Genomic DNA, 14315 nt, shown 5'->3' with positions numbered 1-14315 from the left:
CATGTTGCAGGCGCAATTAATCATAATTAATTGCGCTACGACTATTTTCCGGGTTGTAAATTACAACAACACAAAAGGACTATTTTTAAATAATATACAGCGAATTAAAATTCGTCGGAGGACAGGTCTCCGGTTTGCAATAATGCTTGATTTATAATCCTTTTTTGTATTTCTTCCTGAACGGATGCAACTGCTTGTAAAATAATTGCATCATAATTTCGCATGACAGGTGAAACGATTGTCTGGAAGACAATGTCCTGATTATAGCGAATAGTCATAATACTGCCCCAGCGTGCGCTGGGGCGTTCAATAATAATTAGGTTAGTTTTATTATCTGTCCAGTGTTCGCTAAAATCTCGACAGAATTTTTGCCCCACTGAGGTGACTGCCCGTGTGACAATCAATCCAGGGACTTCAAGTTCCGCCGCCGGTGCTGGAGTGAGATATAAAAAAAGAATAGCAGCCAATGCAGGAACGGTTTTCATGATAGTCACCGTAGGTATTTGTTTGCCCAGAACACGGCCTGAGTTCGATTCTTCACCGAGAGTTTTTTAAACAGATTGTAGATATGGGTTTTGACGGTGTTCTCACTAATGAAAAGCAGATGGGCGATTTCGATATTGGAGGCACCTTGTCGAAGCTTGCTGAGGATCTGTTTCTCACGATGTGTCAGGTCAACGGATTCGTTCCACTGCGGATGTGACAAATTTAGCTGCTGTGTAAGGTAGTCATTAATCGATTTAGGAAAAAATTTCTCACCCCGGCACACGGTTCTGATCCCTTCTATTAAATTTTCTTCGCCGGTTTCAGTATGAAATATGCCGCTAATCATCGGCCATTCGACAATATCACGGTGATGATAATGTGGCGGTATATTGAAAAGCAGTGTTTTAAACTTTTTCTGGCAGTTTTGCAGATCCTGGCACCATTGTCGGGAGGTATGGTCTTCCAGGGACATCATATCGAATAAAAGAAGGTCGCCATCTTCAATTGTGGAACTGTCAATGACGTCACAATGTTTAAGTGTCACTTCATTATAGAACCGTTTTTTAAGTGCCTGAAGTAAAAGCGTAGATTGCAATGACGGCTTTGTTATCAGGAACAGAAATCTCGGCTCGGACGGATTCTTATTCATTCTCATGGTTCACTCCAGAGAGGTATTTGCCATTTTATATTATTGAAATATAACGTTAAAAATACACGCCAACCACACTCAGGCGGCCGCAGGGAACGCGGCAATGCCAATCTACTACGAAATAGGAATTAATCTAAAATTTAGGTAGGCATAATTAATTAAACAAGTTTTTAAAATGTAACAAGATGTAAATTTAGATTATGTATTTTTCTTTAAATTGTTTCGTATGATGAATGATGAGGTTTAAAAAAATCATTAATAGTTAGTTTGTTGAAAACTAAGGATTTTTATAAAAATAATAAAAAAGCATTAGATACATAGTATTGAGAGGCGAGTTAAGTTTTTATTAATTAACTGAGTTGTTGTTATGTTATTTGAGATAATATATTCAAGATTTTAAACCTGCATCAATATTAACTTAGGATAATTCCTATTGAACTCATAGCCATAGCGTAACGCGTGAGTAACCCTGACGAGACATGCAACACTTTGCAGAGGTTAAAGATATGCCAGGTCTAATTTTTGCCGCAATGATTGTTGGAACCCTTAGCTTTGATTCTAAGCAGGAAGGCGATCAAATTACGGTGAGCCCGATCCTCACGCTTCCGGTGGAGTGCCAGTGTGAAATAAATATGGAAACGGAACGTCGGGGCGCTGCGGGGGTCAGCCGCAGCAGGCAAAAAAGCATATTAGTGATTCAGGCGCGAAAACCCCAGCGTCTGGCGACGCTTATTCTGGTTCCCGTACCGGGTGACGACATTACCGTAACGGTTCGTGTCTCTGATGGTCGGGAAGTTAATCTTAGTGAAGTCTGGTCTCTGAACCCACACAAGAGCTGAACTCCTCTTCTTTTTTAAAGTATTCCCGTCTAATGCCGATAGCTTCTCTGTAAGACCATGCCCATCGGCATGGGGAAGGCATTCTGGTTACTACCCCATTTATAATTCCTCTGCTGATTGTGAATGCCGCCAAAACATCCCGGGTGCTGCTAGCCTGAGTAGATGCAGAGATAACAAACCGTAATCAACAATCAGGAATGATGCTTTATAGAGAGGCTAAAAATGAAAGCATTTATCGGTAATACGTTGTTTATGCTCTGTCTTACCCCAGCCTTTTGTATTGATGCTTTCGCCGGGACTGAACGCCAGACCAACAGCGGCGTGATCCACTTCCGCGGTCAGATTGTGGAAGAGGCCTGTGCTGTTAATCCCACTTCACATAATGTAAACGTTTCCTGTTTTCGCGACGGTCAGCGCCGTAACAAGAGCGTCTCTGTCGGTGCGCTTGCAGGGGGAGAAACACAACATCTGCAAGACGCCACGATGAATTTGACGTGGCTGAATACTCAGAAAACACTTGCTGTCATCAGCGTGCAGTATCAATAATGGCTCCCCCGCAAAGGGCGGGGGTTCTATTATTTGCCAGTAAGCTAACCACCACTATTGTCTATGCTTGATGGTAGATTCGTGGTCGGCAGGAGGTCAGCATGACAGCACGTATTCAGGTGTTGCAGGGCGATATCACTCAACTTGAAGTGGATGTTATCGTCAATGCAGCGAACCCATCACTGATGGGCGGTGGCGGGGTTGATGGCGCCATTCATCGTGCAGCGGGCCCGGCATTAGAAGAAGCTTGTGCGTTAGTACGCCAACAGCAGGGAACCTGTCCGCCAGGTCACGCGGTGATTACCCAGGCTGGCAACCTGAAGGCAAAAGCGGTCATTCATACCGTCGGCCCGGTCTGGAAGGGGGGAGATGCGCATGAAGCCTCACTGCTGGAGGAAGCCTATCGCAATAGCTTGCAACTGGCGCTGGATAATGGCTACCAAAGCGTGGCCTTTCCGGCTATTTCTACCGGCGTGTACGGTTATCCTAAACCGGCAGCCGCAGAGATTGCTTTTCATACGGTTGAACGATTTCTGACGTTTCATCGCACGCCAGAAAAAGTGTGGTTTGTCTGCTTTGATGACGAAAACGCCCGCCTGTATAAACGGCTCTTAAGCCAGCAAGGCGACGCCGCCGGAGCATAAAAAAACGCCTGATACCGCAACGTATCAGGCGTTTTTCTTTGTCGATTAACTACGGGACGTTTGCACTTTTTCAGCTTTCTGCTGCGGTTTTCCTGAGAAGAGGAAACGCAGCAGCGGAATGCGCAGATGGATCTCATACAGTATCAGCGCACAGCCAATCACGAAGACCAGCCCGGTGATAAAGCCGACAATATTCGAGGTGATGTTCGGCGTGATCCATGCCCCGTAAAACAGGGTCAACGGATGGTGCACCAGATAGATAAACAACGATGCATTCACGAAATAGGTCACGCGTGCGGACTGGAAATTAAGCAGGCGATGACCGAGCGAGAACACCACGTTAACCATCCACAGCCCCAGCACCATTGTGATCACCGATTCAGTTTCATACATCCACGCATCCCCTGAACCATACTGCTGATTCAGGCGATAGGCGATAAAACCGATAATGGAAGCGATGACGCACGGCCACGAAGGCGAGGTAAACAGGGCCTTAATACGCGGATGGATAAACGCCAGCGCGCCCAGCACGAAGAAGGGCACGTAAAACAGCGTTTGCATTACCGCAAAGTTGAACAAGCCATCGCTTAGAATAGGGGGATAGACGATGAACAGTGTGCGTCTGAGAGCCCCGTAAAGTACCCCCAGCAGCAGGAACCAGAGCGTCAGTTTACCCATCGAAAGATTATCTAAGCGGCCAGGTGTCTGGCGGCGCTGCATAACCTTAAATGCCCAGATGCCAAGTGTGGTCAACACCACAAGAACCAATAAAAACCACAGATGAGACACCAGTTCCCATACCAGCGTATTATATTTGTCATAGAGCGAGAGCGTGTGCCAGCTCTCCGTCTTACCTTTTACGTGCTGCAACATAAGAAATTGCGGCAGCGTCAGCAGAGGGATGGCCGTTAACATTGGGATTCCGACGCGCTCCACCCGGACTTTCCACCACTTCTTCAGTGGATAGCGCAGAAACAGCATGTAGGAGAAATAGCCCGAGATGACAAAAAATACCTGCATGCGGAAGGCGTGAATAAAATCATTAAACAGGGTCAGCCACCAGGAGGGGTCTACGCTGTTAACATGCCAGGTATGGCTGGAGTAAATCAGAGAAATGTGAAAAGGGATACCCAGGAGCATCAGCCATGCGCGGATAGAATCAAGGAAGTATTCGCGCTGTGGAGGTACATTATTCATAGAGTTAGCTAAATTCTCAGACTATTCGTCTTACCGCACGCGGCGATAAAGTTTACATTCGACGCAACCCTACACGAAGTCCGGGTACCTGTCTCCAGGATAAGCACGCAAAGTGCAAAATGCAGTTAACGGTTGCTTATTCCCTGAGCCGCTACGCTGAACAATATGGGGATTATGTTGTCGGATTGCTTGAGTTTCCAGTAAAATGGATCGGATCGATTTAAGCACACAAAGGGGGAAGTGCTTAGCTATATGAACAATAAACCACAGATGATGAAAATGCGCTGGATAAGCGCTGCCGTAATGTTGTCCCTGTGTACTTCATCTGCATGGGCGTTTAGCATTGATGACGTTGCAAAGCAGGCGAAATCACTGGCCGGGAAGAGCTATGAAGCGCCGAAAAGCAACCTGCCTTCCGTATTCCGCGAGATGAAATACGCGGACTACCAACAGATTCAGTTCAACCACGATAAGGCCTACTGGAGCAACGTTAAGACCCCATTTAAGCTCGAGTTCTACCATCAGGGTATGTACTTCGACACGCCGGTTACCATTAACGAAGTTACCGCTACGTCCGTACGCAAAATTAAATACAACCCGGACTACTTTAACTTCGGTGATGTACAGCACGATAAAGACACGGTAAAAGACCTTGGCTTTGCCGGTTTTAAAGTGCTTTATCCTATCAACAGCAAAGGCAAAAACGACGAAATCGTTAGCATGCTGGGCGCCAGCTACTTCCGTGTCCTGGGTCAGGGGCAGGTGTATGGCTTGTCTGCGCGTGGTCTTGCCATCGATACGGCGCTGCCGTCCGGGGAAGAATTTCCGCGTTTTCGTGAATACTGGATCGAGCGTCCAAAAGCGGCCGATAAGCGTCTGACGATTTATGCGCTGCTGGACTCCCCGCGCGCGACCGGTGCTTACCGTTTCGTTATCATGCCGGGTCGTGACACCGTTGTTGATGTGCAGACCAAAATCTATCTGCGCGACAAAGTCGGCAAACTGGGTGTCGCGCCGCTAACCAGCATGTTCCTGTTCGGGCCAAACCAGCCGTCGCAGGTGACGAACTATCGCCCTGAACTGCACGACTCTAACGGTCTGTCGATTCATGCCGGCAACGGCGAGTGGATCTGGCGTCCGCTGAATAACCCGAAACATCTGGCCGTCAGCAGCTATGCGACCGAAAACCCGCAAGGGTTTGGTCTGTTACAGCGTGGTCGCCAGTTCTCCCGCTTTGAAGATCTCGACGATCGTTATGACCTGCGCCCAAGCGCATGGATCACGCCTAAAGGCGATTGGGGTAAAGGTACCGTCGAACTGGTTGAAATTCCGACCAACGATGAAACCAACGATAACATCGTCGCTTACTGGACACCGGATCAACTCCCGGAAGCCGGTAAAGAGATGAACTACAAATACAGCATCACCTTCAGCCGCGACGAAGATAAACTGCATGCGCCAGACAACGCGTATGTCATGCAGACGCGCCGCTCTACCGGTGATGTAAAACAGTCCAACCTGATTCGTCAGCCAGACGGCACGCTTGCCTTCGTGGTTGATTTCACCGGTGCGGACATGAAAAAACTGCCGCAGGATACACCAGTAACCTCACAAGCCAGCATTGGCGACAACGGTGAAATCGTGGAAAACAGCGTGCGCTACAACCCGGTCACCAAAGGCTGGCGTTTGATGCTGCGTGTTAAAGTGAAAGATCCGAAGAAAACCACTGAAATGCGCGCGGCGCTGGTCAACGCTGACCAAACGCTGAGTGAAACCTGGAGCTATCAGTTGCCTGCCAATGAATAAGACAACGAAGTACATTGACGCGCTGTCGCTCACGGAGGCGGAAAAATCGGCACTGCCCGATTCCAGCCTGCGAGCCGTGCACGAAGCGCTGGATAGCGATCATCAAACGTTTGAACGTGATGACGATACCCCGCTCGCGTCCGTTAAAGCGAGGCTTGAGCAAAACTGGCCAGATTCTCTGGCCGGCGATCAGCTCATCAAAGATGATGAAGGGCGCACCCAGCTTCAGGCGATGCCGAAAGCGAAACGTTCCTCTATGTTCCCAGACCCATGGCGCACCAACCCGATTGGCCGCTTCTGGGATCGCCTGCGCGGCCGTGACGTGACGCCACGCTATGTCTCTCGCCTGACGAAAGAAGAGCAGGAGCGGGAGCAAAAATGGCGTACAACGGGCTCTATCCGCCGCTATATTTTGCTGATCCTCACCCTGGCGCAAACGGTCGTCGCCACCTGGTACATGAAGACCATTCTGCCATATCAGGGTTGGGCGTTTATCAACCCTGCCGATATGGTCGGACAGGATCTGTGGGTCTCCTTTATGCAGCTACTGCCGTATCTGCTGCAAAGTGGCATCCTCGTGCTGTTCGCTGTGCTGTTCTGTTGGGTCTCCGCCGGGTTCTGGACTGCGCTGATGGGCTTCCTGCAACTGCTGATTGGCCGGGATAAATACAGTATCTCGGCCTCGACGACGGGCAATGAACCTCTCAACCCGGAGCATCGCACGGCGCTCATCATGCCCATCTGCAACGAAGACGTCGATCGCGTGTTCGCGGGTCTGCGCGCAACCTGGGAGTCGGTCAAAGCCACGGGTCAGCAGAAGCACTTTGATGTGTATATCCTGAGCGACAGTTACAACCCGGATATCTGCGTCGCTGAGCAGAAAGCGTGGATGGAACTGATTGCGGAAGTGCAGGGCGAAGGGCAAATTTTCTACCGCCGTCGTCGCCGTCGCGTGAAGCGTAAAAGCGGCAACATCGATGACTTCTGCCGTCGCTGGGGCAGTGAATACAGCTACATGGTGGTGCTGGATGCCGACTCGGTGATGTCCGGTGACTGCCTGACCAATCTCGTGCGCCTGATGGAAGCGAACCCGAACGCCGGGATCATCCAGTCCTCGCCGCGCGCGTCCGGTATGGATACGCTGTATGCCCGCTGTCAGCAGTTTGCCACGCGGGTCTACGGCCCGCTGTTTACCGCCGGGTTACACTTCTGGCAGTTGGGGGAATCCCACTACTGGGGGCATAACGCCATCATCCGCGTGAAACCGTTTATCGAGCACTGTGCGCTGGCGCCGTTGCCGGGCGACGGTAACTTCGCCGGGTCGATTCTGTCGCACGACTTCGTGGAAGCGGCGCTGATGCGTCGTGCAGGGTGGGGCGTCTGGATTGCCTATGACCTGCCGGGCTCCTATGAAGAGTTGCCGCCGAACCTGCTGGATGAGCTCAAGCGTGACCGCCGCTGGTGTCAGGGTAACCTGATGAACTTCCGTCTGTTCCTGGTCAAAGGGATGCACCCGGTTCACCGTGCGGTGTTCCTGACCGGCGTGATGTCTTATCTCTCCGCGCCGCTGTGGTTCCTGTTCCTGGCATTATCGACGGCGTTACAGGTGGTGCATGCGCTGACCGAACCGCAGTACTTCCTGCAACCGCGTCAGCTCTTCCCGGTGTGGCCGCAGTGGCGTCCTGAACTGGCGATAGCCCTGTTTGCGTCGACCATGGTGCTGCTGTTCCTGCCTAAGCTGCTCAGTATTATTCTGGTGTGGTGCAAGGGGCCGAAAGAGTATGGCGGTTTCATCCGCGTGACGATTTCCCTGCTGCTGGAAGTGCTGTTCTCAGTGCTGTTGGCGCCGGTGCGTATGCTGTTCCACACCGTGTTTGTGGTTAGCGCCTTCCTTGGCTGGGAAGTGGTCTGGAACTCGCCGCAGCGTGATGATGACTCCACGCCGTGGGGTGAAGCCTTTATGCGCCACGGTTCTCAGTTGCTGCTGGGCCTGGTGTGGGCGGTCGGCATGGCATGGCTGGACTTACGTTTCCTGTTCTGGCTGGCGCCGATTGTCTTCTCGCTGATCCTGTCACCGTTTGTGTCGGTGATTTCAAGCCGAGCGACAATTGGGTTGCGTACTAAACGCTGGAAGCTGTTCCTGATCCCGGAAGAGTACAACACGCCGAAAGTGCTGGCTGATACGGATGCCTATCTGCAACAGAACCGTAATCGCACTCTGGACGATGGGTTTATGCATGCGGTGTTTAATCCGTCGTATAATGCGCTGGCTACCGCCATGGCGACGGCGCGTCACCGTGCCAGCCAGATCCTGGAAATTGCGCGTGACCGCCACGTTGAGCAGGCGCTGAATGAAACGCCGGATAAACTCAACCGCGACCGCCGTCTGGTGCTGTTGAGCGACCCGGTAACGATGGCGCGTTTGCACTATCGCGTATGGGCGGCCCCGGAGAAATACACGTCCTGGGTGGATGAGTATCAGAAACTGGCGCTTAATCCGCTGGCGATGAAAGCAAAATAGCCGTAATAAAATAAAAATACCGGCGTAATAGCCGGTATTTTTTTATCTGTCAGTCAGGAGTGGTATGAAATTCGTTCTGGTCATTGCCATGACATTACTCTTAAGCGGATGCGGCAGTATTATCAGCCGCACGATCCCAGGGCAGGGGCACGGTAATCAATATTATCCCGGCGTACAGTGGGATCTGCGCGATTCCGCCTGGCGCTGGTTAACCATTATCGACCTGCCATTTTCCCTGATTTTCGATACGTTGCTGCTACCTATAGACGCCAGTCACGGCCCTTACGAGTAATCAACGCTCATCCCATTCATCCGCCGCAGCCTGGCCCTCTTCCGTATCCAGTGAGGGTTCGAGCTGAAATTCACCTTCATCCCATTCGTGCAGGGTGTTCTCTTCCAGCCACTCCTGGCGTAACTCAATCTCGTCATAATCGCCGTCAAAGACGCTCTGGGCCGCTTCACCGCTCAGGACTGGCAGACATTCGCCTTCTTCGCCATCGTCAGCAAAGAACTCTGCCTGCCACATAATATCGCCATCCTGCAAAACGTATTTCTGAATATTCAGTTGCTGAACATCCGCATCGCTCTCTTCAACTGAGGGGTTATCGGCGAGGAACTCTTCGCGCGCCGCGTCAATAGCTTCTTCAAGCGTGGCATACATAGTCATCTTATTCTCCCTGCGATTTGACGTGGTCTCTCTTATTACCCGGCTCAGACTAGCTGCGACGGGTAATATTCAGAGTATATTCAGGGAAAGAATAGCTTAAGATTGGAATATGCAAGAAAAAATGACTGAAAATCACCCGACTGTTTTAGCGGGTGCGCGGCGGCGCAGACTCAAACCCGTATAAATCGCATTACACAGTACCACGGCGGCGGTAATGCAAAATACGGCACGGAAACCGTAGCTCGCGGAAACCGCGGAACCCATCAGCGGCCCGGTGACGTTACCAATATCGCGGAACGACTGATTGTAACTGAACACGCGTCCGGCAATCTGGTTGCTGGCGTTATACACCAGTAGTGTTTGCACTGCTGGCAGCAATGCGCCGTCGGCCGCGCCGAGCAGAAAACGCAGAATGCCGAGCTGTAGGGGGGTTTGCACGAATGACATCGGGATCAGCAGCAGCACCGAGAGAACCAGCGCGGTGATGAGGATTTTCTCCGGGCCAATCCTGTCGCCCAGTTTACCCAGCCGCGGCGCGCTAAGCAGAGCGGCGACACCGGGCACGGAAGCAATCATTCCGCTGATGAAGGCAATATTATTCACATTGCCCGCCAGATCCCGGACATAAAGCGTCAGGATTGGGGCTATCGACCCGGTGGCGACCTGGATAATCATGGTAGTGATAAACAGGCTTAACACCAGTTTCGGATTTTTCAGCGAGGCGATCACCTCGCGGGCATGCAGCATCTCTTTTTTGTTTACCGGGGAGAATGTTTCGCGAATGAGTAACAGCGTCAGCACAAAACAGAGAAACAGCACCGTCGCGGTGATAAAGAAAACCGGCCTTAAACCGTAGCTGTCCGCCAGTAACCCCCCGGCCAGCGGGCCAAGAAGCGCGCCGCTCACGCCGCCCGTCGACAACGTCCCCAGCGCCCAGCCGCTCTTGTTGCGCGGAACCTGAGTGGCAATCAACGCGTTGGCATTTGGTACAAAGCCGCCAAGCACCCCCAGCAGGGCGCGCAGAATCAAAAATTGCCAGATATTTTGCGCCATGCCCATCAATAGCATCACCACTGCCATCCCCAGTGCGGAACGCAGCAGCATGATTTTGCGCCCTTTACGGTCAGCAAGCCCGCCCCAGAACGGCGAGGCGATGGCGGAGAAGAGGAACGTGATGCTGAAGACTACCCCGGACCACAGGTTAAGTTCACTATGGCCGGTTACGCCAAGTTGCTCGACGTAGAGCGGAAGAAAAGGCATCACCAGGCTAAATGCCGCGCCGGTCAGAAAGCAGCCAAGCCAGGCGACGGTCAGATTGCGTTTCCAGTTTATGGGGGCATCAACATCAGATGTGGGCATAGCGTTCCAAATGGGTGCGGATAGTAACAGAAAATTCGATAAGCCTGCTAATTATGCGCCTGTGTGATTGTTACTGCAACGTTGGGAGAAATACCGCAGCCGCGCGGGCTGCGGAAACGCTTAATAGCGGGAAGGCATACCTTTGGGACGGGTCTTAAAGCGGCGGTGCAGCCACATATACTGTTCTGGCGCCATCATGATGCACTTCTCGACGATTTTGTTCATCCAGGCGGCGGTCGTTTCGGCGTCGTCAAGCGGCGGGTCGAGTTCAGGTTGCAGAATAATCAGTTCGTAGCCAGAACCGTCCTCTTTGCGACGCGGCACGAAAGGCACAATGCTGGCCTTTGACATTCTCGCCAGCATCCACGTACCTGAGGTCGTCGCCGCCTGTTCCACAGCAAACAGCGGCGCAAAGACGCTGGCCCGCGGCCCATAGTCGTGATCGGGCGCATACCAGACAATTTCGCCGTTTTTCAGCGCACGGATCATCCCTTTAAGATCTTTGCGGTCAATCATCGATTTGTTGGAGCGCATCCTGCCCCAGGTCTGCAGCAGGTCGATTACCGGGTTATCATTCGGACGATAGACGCCAATGCCGGGGTTAAAAAAGCCAAACATGCGTGCGCCCATTTCGAGGGTCAGGAAATGGATACCGATCAGCAAAATACCGCGTTTTTGCTCCTGCATTGCCGCAATATGTTCCAGACCGCTGGCATCCGTCCAACGACCGATACGGCGATCGGGCCAGAACCAGGCCATACCTGTTTCCATCAGACCCATACCGACAGATTCAAAGTTTTTCACCACATGTTGATGGCGCTCGGCCTCACTCATTTGTGGAAAGCATAATTCGAGATTGCGGTATGCCACCTTTGAACGGTGTTTCATAAAACGCAGCGCCAGACGTCCAATGGCGTTGCCAAGGCGAAAAATAACCGGATAGGGCAGTTGTACTATCAGCCAAAGTAGGCCAATTCCCAGCCAGGTTAGCCAGTAACGAGGATGTAGTAACGCTGCTGTGAATTTGGGTAACTGGGTCATGTCTTTCCTGTTTTCTCGTGCCACCGGCGTTATTGTCGCATTATTTTCCCGCCAACCAAACTGACCAGGCTACGAGTGTCGATAATTCATGCAAATGTTTCAATGGGTGTTTTGCCAGAGAGTGAAATGTAGCGCAAAATGTGTGGATGTAAATTATCTATGTTTGCTATATCATCCGCCCGTTTTCTCTTTTTACCATTCCAGTTGCAGGATTAGAGCACCATGCCAGTGTTACATAACCGCATATCGAATGAGACTCTGAAGGCGCAGATGCTGGCTGAAAGCGAGCCGCGCACAACTATCTCATTTTATAAATATTTCACCATTGTTAACCCCAAAGCGACCCGTGATGCCCTGTATATCGCACTCTCAGAACTGAAAGTGTTTGGCCGTATCTATCTGGCGCATGAAGGCATTAACGCACAAATCAGCATCCCGGCAAGCAATGTCGACGCGCTGCGAAAACTGCTGTACGGCTTTGACCCGGCGCTTGACGGACTGCGTTTTAATATCGCCCTTGATGACGATGGCAAATCGTTTTGGGTACTGCGGATGAAAGTTCGTGACCGTATTGTGGCTGACGGTATTGATGACCCGTCATTTGATGCCAGCGACGTCGGCGCTTATTTAAAAGCAGCAGAAGTGAACGCCATGCTGGACGATCCTGACGCCGTATTTATCGATATGCGTAACCACTATGAATATGAAGTGGGCCATTTTGAACGGGCAATGGAGATCCCCGCGGATACTTTCCGCGATCAGCTACCGAAAGCTGTCGAAATGATGCAGGAGCACAAAGATAAGAAAATCGTGATGTACTGCACCGGGGGGATTCGCTGTGAAAAAGCCAGCGCCTGGATGAAACATAACGGTTTTAAGCAGGTGTGGCATATTGAGGGCGGTATTATTGAGTACGCCCGTCGTGCGCGTGAACAGGGGTTGCCGGTGCGCTTTATCGGTAAAAACTTCGTCTTCGATGAACGTATGGGCGAGCGTATTTCAGATGAGGTGATTGCCCACTGTCACCAGTGTGGTACGCCATGCGATAGCCACACTAACTGTCTGAACGACGGCTGCCATCTGCTCTTTATTCAGTGCCCTGCCTGCGCGGAGAAATATGAAGGCTGTTGCAGCGAAACGTGCCAGCAGGAGCATAAATTGCCGGAAGAAGAACAGCGCAAACGTCGCGCCGGGCGCGAAAACGGCAATAAAATTTTTAATAAATCTCGGGGTCGACTCAATACCAAACTGGGTATCCCTGACCCCCAGTGATCAGGTGAAAAAGAGCCAGATAAGATCAATCAGGGCCAGCAGCAGGCAAAGCGCGATGTAAATCATAAAATGCTCGCGCAAATTGTTGACCAGATAGTGATATAAACGCTGCATAGTTGTTCTCGTAACAGGCGCCGGTTTTCTGAACCGGCGCCTTTCTTTTTTAGTCGAAGCGGGAGAGGGAGAAAGGCGCCAGATCGAAGGATTCAGGCTGCGTCTGCGCAAAGCGGACAGCAATCTCTCCAAGCACAGTGGCAAACTTGAATCCATGACCACTCAACCCGCCAATCAGTAACGTATTCGGTTGGCCGGGCAGGGTATCAATAATGAAATCTTCATCCGGCGTGTTGTCATAGGTGCAGGCTGCGCCATACAGACAGCCGCCAACGCCTGGCAGGATGTTGCGCAGGAAACCGAATGCTTCGGAACCATCGGTGGCAACCGTACCAAACGGCTTGCGACCCTGCGGGGTATCGATGAGCTGCCCACCGTTATGCTTGCCGATTTTTAGCTCATTCTCCACGGCGGGAAAACCGTAGAACTGATCGCCGTTCGGCAATTCACCGGTAAAAGCCGGGAAATTATTTTTGCGGCTGTAACGGCCATCAGCCTGGAACCAGGCAAACACTTTACGCACCGGCTGTACCGGCAGTTGTGGGTAAAATTGCTTAACCCATGTCCCGGCGCTGAGCAGCAACTTTTTGCCCTCGAAGCGGCCTTCGGATGTTTCTATCGCGACGCCTTCTGCGTGATGCTCAATGGCGGTGACCGGGCAATTAAACAGTTGCGCGCAGCCAGCGTCCTTTGCCATCGCAATCAAGGTTTTGATCGCCAGCTCGCTTTTCAGTACACCGGAGGCGGGTTCAAAAATAGCGCGGTAGTCTGCTGGTACCTGGATCTCTGGCCAGCGCGCCATCACGCCTGCGGCGTCGAGTTGTTCCACTTCAAGGCCGAACTTTTCCGCACTCAGCGCAACCGTCGCGAGAAACGCTGAATTTGCCGGGCCAAGATTCACGACACCGCTACGTTCAAATATCGGCTCGCCACTGGCTGCCGCCAGTTCATCCCACAGTTGTTGGGCGCGCAGAACCAGCGGGACATATTTTTCCCCTTCGCCATACGCATGGCGAATCAAACGTGTATCTCCGTGATGACTGCCTTCAGTATGCGGCGGCATGTGGGCGTCAGTCATCAGTACATTAAGACCCGCCTTGCGGGCGTAGTATCCGGCCGCTGCCCCGACGGAGCCACTGCCGACAATGATAAGATCGTATTGCATAGCGCTTCC

Annotated in this window: 15 protein-coding genes; 7 read left to right on the top strand and 8 right to left on the bottom strand. The window is 51.6% G+C overall.

Features of this window, described 5'->3' with window-relative positions; all coding sequences use genetic code 11:
- Positions 1-104: 104 nt before the first annotated feature.
- On the bottom strand, positions 105-485 hold the full coding sequence (locus tag VSR74_RS04475; protein ID WP_347793595.1) for a CsgE family curli-type amyloid fiber assembly protein: 381 nt from the start codon (positions 483-485) through the stop codon (positions 105-107).
- Between the two features lie 5 nt (positions 486-490).
- Positions 491-1141, bottom strand: a complete 651-nt coding sequence (gene csgD, locus VSR74_RS04470) for a biofilm master transcriptional regulator CsgD (protein WP_347793594.1) — start codon at positions 1139-1141, stop codon at positions 491-493.
- Between the two features lie 500 nt (positions 1142-1641).
- Here csgD and csgC point away from each other — a divergent pair, with 500 nt between their 5' ends.
- From csgC to ymdB, 3 genes are all read left to right on the top strand, one after another.
- Positions 1642-1974, top strand: a complete 333-nt coding sequence (csgC, locus tag VSR74_RS04465; protein ID WP_347793593.1) for a curli assembly chaperone CsgC — start codon at positions 1642-1644, stop codon at positions 1972-1974.
- 222 nt (positions 1975-2196) lie between these two features.
- Positions 2197-2520, top strand: a complete 324-nt coding sequence (locus VSR74_RS04460; protein WP_347793592.1) for a fimbrial protein — start codon at positions 2197-2199, stop codon at positions 2518-2520.
- Between the two features lie 101 nt (positions 2521-2621).
- Positions 2622-3164 (top strand): O-acetyl-ADP-ribose deacetylase, encoded by a 543-nt coding sequence (ymdB, locus tag VSR74_RS04455; protein ID WP_347793591.1) that lies wholly within the window; start codon positions 2622-2624, stop codon positions 3162-3164.
- Between the two features lie 45 nt (positions 3165-3209).
- On the opposite strand, the gene mdoC is transcribed toward ymdB, so the two are convergent.
- Complete coding sequence (gene mdoC / locus VSR74_RS04450; RefSeq protein ID WP_347793590.1) at positions 3210-4361, bottom strand: glucans biosynthesis protein MdoC; 1152 nt, start codon at positions 4359-4361, stop codon at positions 3210-3212.
- A 252-nt stretch (positions 4362-4613) separates the two neighbouring features.
- On the opposite strand from mdoC, the gene mdoG reads away from it, so the two are divergent.
- From mdoG to VSR74_RS04435, 3 genes are all read left to right on the top strand, one after another.
- A complete protein-coding gene (gene mdoG / locus VSR74_RS04445; RefSeq protein WP_347793589.1) occupies positions 4614-6167 on the top strand; it encodes a glucans biosynthesis protein MdoG in 1554 nt (517 codons plus the stop codon).
- Positions 6160-8688 (top strand): glucans biosynthesis glucosyltransferase MdoH, encoded by a 2529-nt coding sequence (mdoH, locus tag VSR74_RS04440; protein WP_347793588.1) that lies wholly within the window; start codon positions 6160-6162, stop codon positions 8686-8688. The genes mdoG and mdoH overlap by 8 nt, the downstream gene beginning before the upstream one ends.
- A 64-nt stretch (positions 8689-8752) precedes the next feature.
- Positions 8753-8980 carry a YceK/YidQ family lipoprotein gene (locus tag VSR74_RS04435; RefSeq protein WP_347793587.1) on the top strand — a complete coding sequence of 76 codons (228 nt, stop codon included), beginning with the start codon at positions 8753-8755 and terminating at the stop codon, positions 8978-8980.
- Here VSR74_RS04435 and VSR74_RS04430 read toward each other — a convergent pair whose 3' ends face one another.
- The 3 genes from VSR74_RS04430 to VSR74_RS04420 all read right to left on the bottom strand — a co-directional run bounded on the left by VSR74_RS04430 (position 8981) and on the right by VSR74_RS04420 (position 11755).
- Positions 8981-9355 (bottom strand): MysB family protein, encoded by a 375-nt coding sequence (locus VSR74_RS04430; RefSeq protein WP_347793586.1) that lies wholly within the window; start codon positions 9353-9355, stop codon positions 8981-8983. It abuts the gene before it with no gap.
- Positions 9356-9487: 132 nt separating this feature from the next.
- Positions 9488-10714, bottom strand: a complete 1227-nt coding sequence (mdtG, locus tag VSR74_RS04425; protein WP_347793585.1) for a multidrug efflux MFS transporter MdtG — start codon at positions 10712-10714, stop codon at positions 9488-9490.
- A 120-nt stretch (positions 10715-10834) separates the two neighbouring features.
- Entirely contained in the window at positions 10835-11755 is a 921-nt protein-coding gene (locus tag VSR74_RS04420) for a Kdo(2)-lipid IV(A) acyltransferase (RefSeq protein ID WP_347793584.1), read from the bottom strand.
- A gap of 222 nt (positions 11756-11977) precedes the next feature.
- On the opposite strand from VSR74_RS04420, the gene trhO reads away from it, so the two are divergent.
- On the top strand, positions 11978-13027 hold the full coding sequence (trhO, locus tag VSR74_RS04415; RefSeq protein WP_347793583.1) for an oxygen-dependent tRNA uridine(34) hydroxylase TrhO: 1050 nt from the start codon (positions 11978-11980) through the stop codon (positions 13025-13027).
- Here trhO and VSR74_RS04410 read toward each other — a convergent pair whose 3' ends face one another.
- Positions 13028-13141: a DUF2770 family protein gene (locus tag VSR74_RS04410; protein ID WP_347793582.1), complete on the bottom strand. Its 114-nt coding sequence runs from the start codon at positions 13139-13141 to the stop codon at positions 13028-13030.
- Positions 13142-13190: 49 nt separating this feature from the next.
- Positions 13191-14306, bottom strand: coding sequence for an N-methyl-L-tryptophan oxidase (gene solA, locus VSR74_RS04405; protein WP_347793581.1), 1116 nt, complete (start codon positions 14304-14306; stop codon positions 13191-13193).
- Positions 14307-14315 lie beyond the last annotated feature (9 nt).

Origin of the sequence: Pseudocitrobacter cyperus (assembly GCF_039889165.1) — a bacterium.
Taxonomy (GTDB): Bacteria; Pseudomonadota; Gammaproteobacteria; order Enterobacterales; family Enterobacteriaceae; genus Pseudocitrobacter; species Pseudocitrobacter cyperus.
This window is presented reverse-complemented; position numbering and strand designations above follow the sequence as displayed.

What these genes read in the sequence shown, in the direction of transcription:
- VSR74_RS04475 (WP_347793595.1), bottom strand. Translation starts at nt 485, where the DNA reads ATGAAAACCGTTCCTGCATTGGCTGCTATTCTTTTTTTATATCTCACT.
- VSR74_RS04435 (WP_347793587.1), top strand. Translation starts at nt 8,753, where the DNA reads ATGAAATTCGTTCTGGTCATTGCCATGACATTACTCTTAAGCGGATGC.
- VSR74_RS04410 (WP_347793582.1), bottom strand. Translation starts at nt 13,141, where the DNA reads ATGCAGCGTTTATATCACTATCTGGTCAACAATTTGCGCGAGCATTTT.
- VSR74_RS04460 (WP_347793592.1), top strand. Translation starts at nt 2,197, where the DNA reads ATGAAAGCATTTATCGGTAATACGTTGTTTATGCTCTGTCTTACCCCA.
- csgD (WP_347793594.1), bottom strand. Translation starts at nt 1,141, where the DNA reads ATGAGAATGAATAAGAATCCGTCCGAGCCGAGATTTCTGTTCCTGATA.
- solA (WP_347793581.1), bottom strand. Translation starts at nt 14,306, where the DNA reads ATGCAATACGATCTTATCATTGTCGGCAGTGGCTCCGTCGGGGCAGCG.
- csgC (WP_347793593.1), top strand. Translation starts at nt 1,642, where the DNA reads ATGCCAGGTCTAATTTTTGCCGCAATGATTGTTGGAACCCTTAGCTTT.
- VSR74_RS04420 (WP_347793584.1), bottom strand. Translation starts at nt 11,755, where the DNA reads ATGACCCAGTTACCCAAATTCACAGCAGCGTTACTACATCCTCGTTAC.
- mdoC (WP_347793590.1), bottom strand. Translation starts at nt 4,361, where the DNA reads ATGAATAATGTACCTCCACAGCGCGAATACTTCCTTGATTCTATCCGC.
- trhO (WP_347793583.1), top strand. Translation starts at nt 11,978, where the DNA reads ATGCCAGTGTTACATAACCGCATATCGAATGAGACTCTGAAGGCGCAG.
- mdoH (WP_347793588.1), top strand. Translation starts at nt 6,160, where the DNA reads ATGAATAAGACAACGAAGTACATTGACGCGCTGTCGCTCACGGAGGCG.
- VSR74_RS04430 (WP_347793586.1), bottom strand. Translation starts at nt 9,355, where the DNA reads ATGACTATGTATGCCACGCTTGAAGAAGCTATTGACGCGGCGCGCGAA.
- mdoG (WP_347793589.1), top strand. Translation starts at nt 4,614, where the DNA reads ATGAACAATAAACCACAGATGATGAAAATGCGCTGGATAAGCGCTGCC.
- mdtG (WP_347793585.1), bottom strand. Translation starts at nt 10,714, where the DNA reads ATGCCCACATCTGATGTTGATGCCCCCATAAACTGGAAACGCAATCTG.
- ymdB (WP_347793591.1), top strand. Translation starts at nt 2,622, where the DNA reads ATGACAGCACGTATTCAGGTGTTGCAGGGCGATATCACTCAACTTGAA.